This is a genomic window from Planktotalea sp. (assembly GCF_049680325.1).
Lineage (GTDB): Bacteria > Pseudomonadota > Alphaproteobacteria > Rhodobacterales > Rhodobacteraceae > Planktotalea.
The window spans coordinates 1-12950 of sequence record NZ_JBAUHO010000019.1 but is presented as its reverse complement, the minus strand read 5'-3'; the positions used below and the strand labels follow the sequence as shown (position 1 = coordinate 12950).

12 protein-coding genes are annotated in these 12950 nt (G+C 54.4%); 4 read left to right on the top strand and 8 right to left on the bottom strand.

The genetic code is table 11. The features are described 5' to 3' along the window. Nucleotide 1: 1 nt before the first annotated feature. Nucleotides 2-1540 (bottom strand): helicase HerA-like domain-containing protein, encoded by a 1539-nt coding sequence (locus tag WBC85_RS01000; RefSeq protein WP_424432823.1) that lies wholly within the window; start codon nt 1538-1540, stop codon nt 2-4. A gap of 538 nt (nt 1541-2078) precedes the next feature. On the opposite strand from WBC85_RS01000, the gene WBC85_RS00995 reads away from it, so the two are divergent. Beyond that, entirely contained in the window at nt 2079-2681 is a 603-nt protein-coding gene (locus WBC85_RS00995) for an invasion associated locus B family protein (RefSeq protein ID WP_424432822.1), read from the top strand. Nucleotides 2682-2731: 50 nt separating this feature from the next. Here WBC85_RS00995 and WBC85_RS00990 read toward each other — a convergent pair whose 3' ends face one another. From WBC85_RS00990 to WBC85_RS00975, 4 genes are all read right to left on the bottom strand, one after another. Further along, entirely contained in the window at nt 2732-3940 is a 1209-nt protein-coding gene (locus WBC85_RS00990; RefSeq protein WP_424432821.1) for a beta-ketoacyl-[acyl-carrier-protein] synthase family protein, read from the bottom strand. Continuing rightward, on the bottom strand, nt 3937-4194 hold the full coding sequence (locus WBC85_RS00985) for an acyl carrier protein (protein ID WP_424432820.1): 258 nt from the start codon (nt 4192-4194) through the stop codon (nt 3937-3939). The genes WBC85_RS00990 and WBC85_RS00985 overlap by 4 nt, the downstream gene beginning before the upstream one ends. A gap of 34 nt (nt 4195-4228) precedes the next feature. Next, nucleotides 4229-5320 carry a UDP-3-O-(3-hydroxymyristoyl)glucosamine N-acyltransferase gene (lpxD, locus tag WBC85_RS00980; RefSeq protein WP_424432819.1) on the bottom strand — a complete coding sequence of 364 codons (1092 nt, stop codon included), beginning with the start codon at nt 5318-5320 and terminating at the stop codon, nt 4229-4231. Between the two features lie 148 nt (nt 5321-5468). Next, nucleotides 5469-7091 carry a L,D-transpeptidase family protein gene (locus WBC85_RS00975; protein WP_424432818.1) on the bottom strand — a complete coding sequence of 541 codons (1623 nt, stop codon included), beginning with the start codon at nt 7089-7091 and terminating at the stop codon, nt 5469-5471. 362 nt (nt 7092-7453) lie between these two features. On the opposite strand from WBC85_RS00975, the gene WBC85_RS00970 reads away from it, so the two are divergent. Then, complete coding sequence (locus WBC85_RS00970; protein WP_424432817.1) at nt 7454-8023, top strand: YcbK family protein; 570 nt, start codon at nt 7454-7456, stop codon at nt 8021-8023. Between the two features lie 73 nt (nt 8024-8096). Here WBC85_RS00970 and WBC85_RS00965 read toward each other — a convergent pair whose 3' ends face one another. Then, on the bottom strand, nt 8097-8825 hold the full coding sequence (locus WBC85_RS00965) for a heme-dependent oxidative N-demethylase family protein (protein WP_424432816.1): 729 nt from the start codon (nt 8823-8825) through the stop codon (nt 8097-8099). 134 nt (nt 8826-8959) lie between these two features. On the opposite strand from WBC85_RS00965, the gene dddP reads away from it, so the two are divergent. Then, nucleotides 8960-10300 carry a dimethylsulfonioproprionate lyase DddP gene (gene dddP / locus WBC85_RS00960; RefSeq protein WP_424432815.1) on the top strand — a complete coding sequence of 447 codons (1341 nt, stop codon included), beginning with the start codon at nt 8960-8962 and terminating at the stop codon, nt 10298-10300. A 63-nt stretch (nt 10301-10363) separates the two neighbouring features. On the opposite strand, the gene WBC85_RS00955 is transcribed toward dddP, so the two are convergent. Both WBC85_RS00955 and WBC85_RS00950 read right to left on the bottom strand, forming a co-directional pair. Next, nucleotides 10364-10846, bottom strand: a complete 483-nt coding sequence (locus WBC85_RS00955) for a DUF995 domain-containing protein (RefSeq protein WP_424432814.1) — start codon at nt 10844-10846, stop codon at nt 10364-10366. 108 nt (nt 10847-10954) lie between these two features. After that, on the bottom strand, nt 10955-11701 hold the full coding sequence (locus WBC85_RS00950; protein ID WP_424432813.1) for a LuxR C-terminal-related transcriptional regulator: 747 nt from the start codon (nt 11699-11701) through the stop codon (nt 10955-10957). A 148-nt stretch (nt 11702-11849) separates the two neighbouring features. Between WBC85_RS00950 and WBC85_RS00945 the strand changes: the two genes are divergently transcribed. Next, a partial coding sequence (locus tag WBC85_RS00945; RefSeq protein WP_424432812.1) for an alpha/beta fold hydrolase occupies nt 11850-12950 on the top strand: 1101 nt, incomplete at its 3' end.

Genomic DNA, 12950 nt, shown 5'->3' with positions numbered 1-12950 from the left:
ATTATCTCGCTTTAAACAGACCACCGAGGATGCCGCGCACAATGCGCCGCCCGGTGGTCCCTTTGAGTTCTTTAAGCACAACTTGCGTCATTGCTGCACCGAAACTGTCGCTCTTGGAACTGCGGCTCGTTGATCGCGCAACGCGGGTGCCAGAATAGCGCCGCGCCGCTTTGTATTCGCGCTCGGCCATTTCCAACTCGTCCTCTTTCGCCTCGGCCTCCGCCGCCGCTTTTGCCGCGACATCGGCACGTTCGCGCAGAATTTCATAAGCCGATGTGCGATCAATCTTGGCCTCATATTTGCCAGCGATATGCGAATTGGCCAGAACTGCGGCGCGTTCAGACGGGGAAATTGGCCCCAGTTTTGAGCTGGGCGGACGGATCAGCGTGCGCTCCACGACGCCCGGAATGCCCTTCGCTTGCAACATGGACGTAACAGCTTCGCCAACGCCGACCTCTCGGATCGCTTCGACCGTGTCAAAGCGCGGGTTGTCGCGGTAGGTCTCAGCCGCTTCCTTCAACTGACGACGATCCCGCGCGGTGAAGGCACGCAGCGCGTGCTGAATGCGATTGCCAAGCTGGCCCAGCACATCCTCTGGAACATCACCCGGGCTTTGCGTGACGAAGTATATTCCAACCCCTTTGGAGCGAATGAGACGCGCGACCTGTTCGACCTTGTCGACCAAGGGCTTGGGTGCGCCGTCAAAGAGCAAATGCGCTTCATCAAAGAAGAACACCAACTTGGGTTTGTCAGGATCTCCAACTTCGGGCAGCTCTTCAAAAAGTTCCGACAACAGCCAAAGCAAGAAAGTCGCATAAAGACGCGGAGCCCCCATCAGTTTGTCAGAGGCAAGAATATTGATCCGCCCGCGACCGTCTGCTGTTGTGCTGATGATATCGGACAGGGCCAAGGCCGGCTCACCAAACAGTTCTGCACCGCCCTGATTTTCCAGCACCAGCAATCGGCGTTGGATCGCACCGATCGAGCCGACAGAGACGTTGCCGTAGCGCAGCGTCAGCTCATCACGGTTTTCCCCGACCCAAACCAGCAGCGCCTGAAGATCTTTCAAATCAAGCAAGGGCATCCCCTGCTCATCGGCGACGCGAAAGGCGATGTTGACCACGCCTTCTTGCGGCTCGCTCAGCTCAAGCAAGCGCGAAACAAGCAGCGGCCCCATCTCGGCGACAGTTGTGCGCACAGGGTGGCCCTGTTGGCCGAACAAATCCCAGAAGGTTACTGGAAAGGCGTCATAGGAATAATCTGTAAACCCGATCTTTTCCGCGCGCGAGGTGAACGCCTCATGCAGCTTGAAGGTCTCGGAACCAGCTGCAGCAAGACCGGAAAGATCGCCCTTTACATCCGTTAGAAAGACCGGAACGCCAGCGTTGGAAAAATTTTCTGCCAAAATCTGCAGAGTGACCGTTTTACCTGTTCCTGTCGCGCCCGCGACAAGGCCGTGACGGTTGGCATATTTCAGGCTTAGCCATTGCTTTTCGATATAATCCGGGCCGCCGCCCCCGACTAAAATGTGATGATCCATTGCGTTCTCCCGGATTTGGATAAATTTCTTTGTATGAAGCCCCATACAGCAACGGCACGTTAACTTATTCATGTCAGAGTGCAATCTGTTCGCAGCCGACTGTCCTTGTGCTGCGGACGGACTTCCTCCCTGTCAGACTTGCCGCGCCCTAGTGGCGCGGCCCTTTTTGGGGCTGCGGTCACCAGAAAAGACTCAACTTACAATCCAGCGCTGTATCGCGGCGATTTACATGCGACAATCTGGCTTTTTGCCTGTTGACGCTACGTTTCTGCAACGATACTCTTGCCTTAATAAGTCGGCCAGTCCGACAGGGAGAAAAACATAGAAGGAAGACCCGCAAGAGGTCTTCCTTTTTTGTTTGTCGATTTCCCAGGAAACGCAGCCAAAACATGACCGACATGATGCCCCCAGCCCTTGCCAAGCGCGACAGTTTGGGCAAAATAAGCGTAATTTCGCCGTTATGGCAAAGTTGCGCCGCTGACACGGGCAATTCCCCATGTTAATCAGTCGCAAACAACATGAAGTCAGGAAGTCTTTGATGAACATTCGTATGTCTACACTATCGGCCATAGCTTGCCTTGCGCTTGGCAGCGCAGCGTTCGCACAAACAACTGCCGAAGAAGACAAACCGATCGCGCCAATCGAAACCGATTTGAATATGGGCGAAGATGCCGCCACGCCAGAAGTTGGCCAGACATATGTGCGCGAGAACGAAGGCGACTGGGAAATCCAGTGTGTCCGCGTTGAAGAAGGCAACGAGCAGCCTTGCCAGATGTATCAGTTGATGCAGGACTCCGAAGGTAATCCTGTTGCGGAAGTCAGCATTTTCCGCCTGCCTGCGGGTGGTCAAGCCGTTGCTGGTGCAACCGTTATCGTACCGCTGGAAACATCATTGCAAGCGCAGCTGCGTATTTCTGTCGATGGCGGCAAGGGCAAGCGTTACCCCTACTCCTTCTGTAACCCTGTTGGCTGTTTTGCACGCATCGGACTGACCGAAGCCGATGTAAACGGCTTCAAGCGCGGCGCAGCAGCGACGGTCACAATTGTGCCGTTCCTTGCACCCGATCAAAAGGTCGATCTGAACATGTCCTTGAAGGGCTTTACAGCTGGTTTTGATAAATCAACTGTCGTGACACAGTAAGGTTCACTAAATTCTAGCTAAGCAGAACGCGCCTTCGGGCGCGTTTTTTGTTAGGCTTTACGCAACGCGATGACAGCGTTCAAACCACCGAATGCAAAAGCGTTGCTGAGGGCCACATCAACCTTTGCCTCGCGCGCTTCATTGGGTACGACATCAAGGGCGCACTCCGGGTCGGCTTCCTCGTAACCGATTGTCGGGGCGATAACCCCGTCACGCAACGCCATGATACACGCCAGCAATTCGACGGCCCCCGTACCACCAATCAGATGGCCATGCATGGATTTGGTCGAGCTTATCATCAAATCATCCGCATGGGGCCCAAACACATCCGCAACGGCCGCACATTCGGTTTTGTCGTTCGCCGCCGTGCCTGTGCCGTGGGCGTTGATATAGCCGACCTCCGCGCGGTCAATCTTTGCGTCGATCATGGCCCCTGCAATCGCCCGCGCCGCCCCTTGTTTGGAGGGCATCACGATATCTGCCGCATCAGAGGACATGCTAAAGCCTGCAACCTCACATAGGATATCCGCGCCGCGCGCCTTGGCGTGTTCCATTTCCTCAAAGACGAAAATGCCGGCCCCTTCACCCTGCACCATGCCGTTGCGATTGGCGCTGAACGGTCGGCAGGCGTCCTTGGACATGACACGCAGCCCTTCCCACGCCTTGACCCCGCCAAAACACAGCATGCTTTCAGAACCGCCCGTCACCATGACCTCGGCCATGCCAGTGCGGATCATCGAAAACGCCTGCGCCATCGCATGGTTGGATGACGCGCAAGCGGTCGACACTGTAAAGCTTGGCCCCTTTAGATTATGCTCCATCGAGACATGGCTACAGGCCGCGTTGTTCATCAACTTGGGCACAACAAAGGGGTGAACCCGGTTTTTTCCGTCCTCATAGACCGAACGGTAATTGTCATCCCACGTGCTAACCCCGCCGCCCGCGGTGCCCAGCACAACGCCAGAACGCGCCGAAAGCTCGCCTGCGAATTCCAGACCCGATTGCGCAATCGCTTCTTTCGCCGCGCAAAGGGTAAACTGGGTAAAGCGATCATAAAGCGTAATCTGTTGGCGGTTGAACAGACCTTCGGTTTCAAAACCTTTGACCTGCCCGCCGATCTGGATTGAAAGACGTTCGACATCACGAAATTCAAGCGGACCTATGCCGCATTTTCCCTCGCGCATTGCTTCAAGCGTAGCGGGAACAGACTGACCCAATGCGTTGATTGTGCCCGCACCCGTGATGACAACCCGTCTCACGACTTCTCTGCCACCAATCGCTCGATGCCTGCGATAATCGTATCAACAGAAGATACATCAAACGCGCTTTTATCCGGCTCATTCGCGTTGAAGGGGATCGTGATATCGAATTCTTCTTCGATAGCAAAAATACTCTCGACAAGACCAAGGCTATCAATTCCGAGGCTTTCCAACGTGCTCTCGGCGCTGACATCAGAGACTTCAAGCACAGCTTGCTCTGCAATGATTTCGATGACTTTGTCGCGAATGCTCATGGCCGCCCCTCTGTGGCAATGTGTTGGTGCTGATTTAGTCGCTGTCGCCTTGCTTGGAAACACCCTTTTGCAAGCCTGCGACATCTGCAAACAATCGCGGCAATCTGCGCAAAAGTTTGTGGATCTCGATCTGCTTGTCCATCTTTACAGCGGGATACCCCAACATGACCCGCCCCGCAGGCACGTTAGACAGTACCTTGGTTGCACCGCCGGTTATAACGTTATCACCGATAAAGACATTGTCACTGACCCCGGTTTGCCCGCCAAGAACCACGTTGTTCCCGATACGAGTCGAACCTGCAATACCGACCTGCGCGCAAATCAGACAGTCATTTCCGATAACAACGTTGTGGCCAATCTGGGCCAGATTATCAAATTTGCACCCGTTTCCAATCACCGTGTCACGCACTGTGCCGCGATCGATACAAGTGTTTGAACCCAACTCAACATCATCGCCGATCTGAACAGAACCAAGGGAATGGATCCGCGCCCAGTTTTGCGCTTTCACGTCGCCCTGATCCCCTAGCGTATCTCGGACACGCTCGACGGCTCCTGCCTCGGGCGTGACAAAGGAAAATCCGTCGCCGCCAACACTGGCACCGGGCTGCGCGATAAAGCGCGCGCCGATCCTGACACGCGCGCCGATGCGGACGCCTTCACGCACGCGCGCACCCTGCCCTATCTGGGCACCCTGCCCGACAAAGACCTGTGCGCCGATCTGGCTGCCCGCGCCAATGCGCGCGCCTGCTTCAATCACGGCCAGTGGACCAATACTAACGCCCTCGCCCAGCTCAACGCTTGGATCAACGATTGCTGAAGGATGCACCCCCGCTGCGGGCTGCATTTCAGGGTCCATCATTGCGCTGAGGCCTGCCATGGCAAACCGAGGGCGTTCAGACAGAACAGCCGCCTTCAACCCAAAGCCCTGCCAGTCAGCGCCTGCCCAAAGCATAGCGGCCTTGGCCTTGCCATCGCCCAGCTGCGCAGCGAAATCCGGCTTCATCGCCAGTGCCAATTGATCGCAGCGGGCATTTGCAGGCTCTGCAACGGACATAACCGTCAGGTTGACATCGCCTACAGCTACAGCGCCCAATGCCTTTGCGATTTGCTCAATTGTGTACGTCATCACCGCCCTCATCGCGTTCTTGCGCTTGATGTAGGCGATTACATCCCCAGAGGCAAACCCGGAGAGAAACAAGTTGCGTTGCCCGCTAACGCAAGAAAGCCGGGGTTTGCCCCGGCTTTCTCAAATGTAGTCACTTTGTGAACGCGCCTTAGCCACCAACCGCGCGCATGCGCACGCCAGCGTTGCTTAGCGCCGAGAATATCTTTGCGTCGCGGCCATAAACGTCAGGGCGGAAGTTTACGTTGCCGCCCGCACTCACGAAAGCAGTGCGATACACAATATGAACAGGCACGGGTTGTTCCAGGTTCACGCGGCTTTCAACACCTGTGTTGAGCTTTGCTTTGAAGAACCCTTCCGGATCATTCGTCTGCTTTGCAAGCAACGCATAGGCAAAGTCGAACGGCTGATGCAGGCGGATGCATCCATGTGAATAAGCGCGCATTTCGCGGCTGAACAGGTTTTTGGCCGGCGTATCATGCAAGTAGATATTGTAGCGGTTCGGGAACATGAACTTCACAAGTCCCAAAGCGTTGCGACTGCTTGGTGGCTGCTTGATGCTGTATGGGAAGTTTCTTGCGTTATAGGCACCGAAATTTGCGCCAGAGCGCGAAACTGTACGCCCGCGGCTATCAACAATGTTCAAATGGCCAACAGCATTCGGATTGCGTTGTAGCAAAGGAAGATATTCTTTGGTCGCGATCGAACGCGGTACGTTCCATGTCGGGTTGATGACCATGAATTCCATCACATCCGAAAATTCGGGGCTGCGACGATCACTTTGGTTCTTGCCGATAACAGAGCGCGTTCGGAAGGTTTCTTTCCCGTTATCAACAATGACCGCAGAGAAATCCGTAAGGTTCACCCAGACATGGCGCTTGCCGCGTGGGCGGTTCATCCAGCGCTCGCGCTCCATGGCGACCATAACGGCCTGAAGATGCGATTCAATTGGACGGTTGATTTCGTTCATCGTGCCTGGACCTGCGACCCCATCAGGGTTCAGGCCACGGGACAATTGAAACTGCTGCATCGCGGATTGCATTGCGGCATCGTAGGTTTGCGACGAAGAACGTTGAAGATAACCCATGGTTTGCAAACGGTTACGCAGAATGACGACAGCATTACCAGACTGGCCCGGCTTGAGCGATTTCGCGGGAACCGTCTGGCCCCACCCACCTTTTGCCAATTGCTGTTCCATCAACAACTTTGCTTTCATCAAACGCGCATATTCTGGCGCGGTTGGTGCAAGTGCCTGGAAAAAGCGTTTTGGCGATGACTTGGTGAAATTGGTCAGATAGGAAACCCGATCACGATGCGGGATCTGGCGTACGATATCTGCGTCCACTTTGGACGGGGTCAAAACGCCCGTTTGCAGATCACGCGCGTATTGCAGAAAAATCCGGCTCATTTCGACTTCGACCGCGCCGCGATCGCGTGGGCTGCGCGCTTGCTTGAGCAGCGCAGTCAATTGCTCGGGATTGTATCGGCTGACTGGCAGGCCATGATCGGCTGCATTTGTCACAGCATTCAAAAGTGCATCGCGGCGCTGGCGGTCTTTGCCGCCGCTTCCGGTCCAGATCGCTTTGTAATTGTTTGCCTGATAAAAGGCGGCAATGTCTTTGTCTTTTGCCGCCGCTTCTGCAACAGCCTGCTTGAACGCAGTGACCTGCGCGCCCGCTGGCGTCGCTGAAAAGCCTAGGCTGATCGCGATAAATGCGAACGCTGCAACAAGCGTTCTGAATGAAAATAGTACCTGACTGCGAAGCGTTTGCATCGATGTCCCCCGAAATACACAGTTTTTTAATGCGCTGGCAGCTCGCGATTTATTGAGGAGTGTCATCTTTCATTGCCCCCGTCCCTGACCATTCACAAATGCGCCAGATGGAAACAAAAGCCTGTTTGTGGTGCAAGCGTGCACCGAACCTGTACATTCCCGCGCCTCAATTGATGCAAATCAACGATAAATTTACACAATTGAGCAAGAAAATGCCGAAATTGGTTGCTAAAACTGCTGCGACCAAATCGAGGCTTGGTTGGCGATTCGAAGTATGTCATAGAAGCCGCACTGCGGGGATGAATTAGGCAGAGTGTCCGTAACATCGGATACGAACAGGTAAGAACGGGACGGACTAAGTGATGGCAATCGAAAAGAGTACCGGCGTAACGCGCCGTGGCCTGCTTCGTGCATTCGCGGCGACAGCAGTCGTAGCAGCTCCAAGTTATGCAAACGCAGCTGGCTTCTTGCGCGGAAGCGGCGACATTCGCCGTATCAAAATGTATTCTGGCCGTACTGGCGAGCGTATCGACATGATTTATTGGGTCGAAGGCAAGTACATCAAAGAAGCGGTGCAAGAAGTGCACCACTTTATGCGCGACTGGCGCACCAATGATGTCAAATTCATCGACCTGCGCACTATCGACGTTATGGCAGCGGCGCATAACCTGCTCGATTCAAACGAACCTTACATGCTTCTTTCCGGCTATCGCAGCCCGAAGACCAACGCGATGCTGCGCTCCCGTTCCAGCGGCGTTGCGAAGAATTCTTTGCATATGAAGGGCCAAGCAGCCGATCTGCGGCTTTCTTCACGTTCTGTTAGCCAGGTATCACGCGCAGCAGCTGCCTGCCGCGGCGGCGGCGTTGGCCGTTATTCTGGATCGAACTTCGTTCATATGGATTGCGGGCCGGTTCGCACTTGGGGCCGCTAAGCACCTTTTCACATCCCTGAAACGTTAAAGCCCGATGCGAATGCTCGGGCTTTTTTGTATCTGTGTGTCGCGCTTAGACGGGCACCACGTAGGTATGAATTGAAAACAGCACCGCATTGCTGCGCGGCAATCTAAGCAGGCTTTGCCGCTCCGCCCGCTGATAGTTCCGATCGCCAGTAGTATGTTTGACGCGAATGTCGGCTTCCAAACGCGGTTGGTAAAGTTCCGGCCCCGCCTGCCCATAGTTAAAACGCCACAATGGCCGCCCCACTTGCACACCGTCACACAGGCGCTGCACGCGGCGGCGAATGTTTTCATCGTATTCTTCCACTGGGGCATGAATACGGCCCATCGGCTTGCCGATTTTCTCGCCCAAGGTCCAATGCGACGGGAAACACAAAATCGCAGCGCTTAGAATGTGCTCATCGGCGCCCTGCGCTCTTTCCAGAATACAGATGTCTTCCTGAATAAGCGCCCCGAGGACCATCAGCGGATCGCCCGACACGCTCACCTCGCGCCCGTCGGGACAAACGATTGCGCCATCCTTTCGGGTAAATCCGGCCATGCCCTCCAGTTGATGCAGAACGAGGTCCAATGCCTCCTGCACCGCCTCCTGCGCCCCTGAAATCTGGGCGCGCACCTTGTTTGGTATTGCTGACATCAAACGCAGCCGCTCTTGCATCTGAGCGCCGTAAACTTCGTCCACAACAAGCCAATTTTTCATTTCGAGCGGTTGAATTCCGGGCAGCGCACGCGGCACGCGCATATCTTCGGGCATTTTGGACTGGCAAATCACTGTCATAGCAATTGTTTACCAAAACTGCCCATTCCCGTCACGCAATATACAGCGCCCAAAAACGACACCGAAATCCGTCGCAACTGCGCATGCCATCGCCTTGCCCCGCTCGCATGCTGATTGAAACGGGAGGCGAACGCATGAACCAACATTACCGCGATCAACGAAAAATTGACCCGACCAAGGGTGACACGCTGAAAGACGGCACTCCGAATGACAATGACCGTATCGAGATCGGCCCGACCCAACTGGCCTTTCGCGAATGGGACGCCGCAGGGCTGGAAATGCCCAATCTGGAACGCATGCGTGAATATCGCTGGAAACGGCTGACGCAGCACATCGTTGATCGTGGATATGCAGGGCTTTTGATGTTCGATCCACTGAACATTCGCTACGCGACCGACAGCACCAATATGCAGCTTTGGAACACGCACAATCCGTTCCGCGCGGTATTGCTTTGCGCCGACGGATATATGGTCATCTGGGATTATAAAAACTCTCCTTTCCTAAGTAAATTCAACCCTTTGGTACGAGAACAACGCTCTGGTGCGGATCTATTCTATTTCGATCGCGGCGATAAGATTGATGTGCAGGCCGATATTTTCTCTAACGAGGTGCGCGTCTTGCTGGAACAGCACGCAGCCGGCAACAAGCGCCTTGCCGTGGACAAGATCATGCTGCACGGCCTTCGCAGCCTTGAGGCGCAGGGTTTCGAGATCATGGAAGGCGAAGAAGTCACCGAGAAGTCCCGCTCGATCAAAGGGCCTGACGAAATCCTCGCCATGCGCGCGGCCTCGCATGCCTGTGAAAGCGCTTGCTACGCGATGGAGGATTTCGCGCGCAAGAACGTGCCTCTTGGCAACACCTCCGAAGATGACATCTGGGCGGTCCTGCATGCTGAAAACATCAAGCGCGGCGGCGAGTGGATCGAGACACGCCTGCTGGCCTCTGGTCAACGCACCAACCCCTGGTTTCAGGAATGTGGCCCGCGGATCGTGCAGAACAACGAAATCGTTGCCTTTGACACTGATCTGATCGGATCATACGGCATCTGTATCGATATTTCGCGCACGTGGTGGATTGGCGATCAAAAACCCGAACCCGCAATGGTTGACGCCATGAAACACGCACATGACTTCATCATGCACAACATGTCGCTACTGAAACCCGGCCTTATGATCCCTGACCTGATCGATCAATGTATGGAGCATCCGGCAAAGTTCAAAGCCCAGCAATATGGTTGTCTGATGCACGGCGTTGGCCTGTGTGATGAATGGCCTTTGGTCGCGCACAAGGAAAAACATGTGCCCGGCTCGTTCGATTACGCCTTGGAACCCGGCATGGTTCTGTGCGTCGAAGCGGCCTGCGGTGAAGTGGGCGGTGCCTTCTCGATCAAGCTGGAAGATCAGGTTTTAATCACCGAAGACGGCTTTGAAAACCTGACGAAATATCCGTTTGATCCCGCACTGATGGGTGAATAAAGAACGCGTCAATCAAAACAAAAAGGTGCCAGCTAGAACTGGCACCTTCATTAACCTAACGGATCAAATTCCTAATTTACCGCGCTGCGTTGCTGTTTGACGCTTGTATTTGTTACCCTTCGGAAAGCTTTTGTCTTTCGGAAAGCCGCGCCACCAATCCTTGTCATCGCCCCAACGGTGCCACAACTGCCCGTCTTTATCTGTTACGAATTCCAATTCGCATTTGGCGCGGTTTTTGGTCGTCAGCTTGTTGTCTTTGACGAAATACCAATTCACATCATAACAAAGCTTGCCGCCTTTGCTCGTCCATTTCCCCACGGCAACGGACTTCTTGTTTTGATCGCAATAGGCTGTCGCTTCCCAGTTACCGCCAAAATAGATGCCGCCTTTGCAGCTTTTCCAGACCTGCATATGGCCGACAAACTTGTTCGCGATTTGCTGAGCCGAAGCAGGTTTGCTTGGTCTGGGTTTTGCATCTGCCAGAACCGATGTCGCCCCGAAGAGCATCGCCGTTGCACAGATCGCGCTAAAAATGGTCTTTTTCAAATTCGTATTCCTTCGCTACCCGCACCAATTGTGCTCGTCAAAGGAACATCGCTTTGGGTTCACCGATCAAGTATATACCTATATAATTGACCGATTAACCGATTGTATTCATACGGAAATAAGTTTGTATTTGAGCGCGGTAATAACAGCTTGTTCGCGGGTGGCGGACTTCAGTTTCTTGCGCCCTGACTGGAAATGCTTTGCGACCGTGATCTCGGCAAGGTTCAAACGATCCGCAATTCTTGCTGTTTTGTAACCAGCGGCAAGCAGACTCAATACATCGATTTCACGTTGTGTCAGCTTGGGAAAGTCAAAGGCAAATACATTCTGATCCCCGCTTTCGTTCGGGGTCATGGAAAACCCGGCAAACAGCGCCGCTATTGTTGTCCACTCTGCGATGTTTGCCTCGAAAACCGTCTTGTCGATCTTTTCAAAGCACAGCGTCACCATAGTTCCGAACTGGGCATTTGGCGCAAGAAATTTGGTGCCATGAAGCAGCGCGTAACCCGCATCATTGAGGGCTTGGCTTAGAACGGGATCGCCCCCGTCCATGCCATTGGCAATGGAGGTTGGATCACTATAAACGGTTAACCGGTTGGACGGCTGGCTAAAAATCTTGAGCAGCGGGTCAACTTCGAAAAATCTGCGCTCCATGTAAGTATCAAGCCAGCTTTGCGGCATTGAACTTCGCGCCCAGAGAATGTTCTCATTGAGAAGATCAAACTCCCCGACGTTGAGCGCACTTATTCCGACCGACATAGCGATAGTATTGGCACTGTTCCAAATTTCATTAGGTGTGTTGCACGCGCTAAGCGTGTCAAACGCGTCGATCAGGCTAAATTTTCCAATTTCCAACGCAATCCCCTATCCAGTCCTGAATTCTAACCTACCACAGGACCATATGAAAGCGTTGCGATCACCTCCGCGCGACTCCTTTGTAACACATCTTCACACAGACGCTGAAAACCCCCACCCTTGGGACAAGCAAGAGGAGTCTGCAGTCATGCCCACAGAACGTTTTACCTTTACCGGCCATTCTGGCGCGCAGCTTGCAGCGCGGTTTGATTTGCCCGATGGTCCCCACCTTGCCACAGCGATCTTTGCGCATTGCTTTACCTGCTCCAAAGATATCCCGGCCGCGCGCCGCATTTCACAGCGTCTTGCCGATCAGGGCATTGCCGTGCTCAGGTTTGATTTTACCGGTCTTGGGCACAGTCAGGGTGAGTTTTCAAATACGACGTTCACCTCCAACGTTGACGATCTAAAGGCCGCCGCAGATGTATTGAAGGCCCGCGACATGGCACCAAACATGCTGATCGGGCACTCCTTGGGCGGTGCGGCCGTGTTGAAACTTGCCCCTGATCTGAAAAGTGTAAAAGCGGTCGTCACCCTTGGTGCGCCCTTTGATCCAGAGCATGTAACCCAGAATTTCGGCGGCGCCTTGGATGACATCGCAGCGAATGGCAGCGCAGAGGTCAACTTGGGCGGCCGTCCGATCACCATTGGCAAAGACTTTGTCAATGATGTCAGCGGCGTATCCCTGACGGCTGCGCTCAAAGCCTCAAAAGCGGCGCTTATGATAATGCATGCACCGCGCGATGCGATTGTGGGCATCGACAATGCGACCCGTATTTTTACGGCGGCAAAGCATCCGAAAAGCTTTGTAACATTGGATAATGCCGATCATCTTATCACCAATGCGGACGACGCCTGCTACGCCGCCGATGTCATCGCCTCATGGAGCGCGCGTTATCTTAAACTGCCAAAGGCCGCGCCCCCTATTGGCACACCCGAAGGCATTGTGCGCGTGCGCGAGGCCGATCCGCGCGGCTTTTTGCAAGACGTATATGGCGGCTCGGATCATCACACCCTTGCGGATGAGCCGCGTGCCTATGGTGGCACAAATCGCGGCATGTCGCCCTACGGGTTCTTGTCCGCAGCGCTGGGGGCCTGCACGTCAATGACGATCCGCATGTATGCGCGGCGCAAGGGTTGGCCGCTGACCTCTGTCTCTGTCGATGTCAGTCACGACAAAATGCACGCGCAGGATAGCGGCACGTTGGATAAGATTGATGGCTTCAAACGGATCATCACTTTGCAAGGC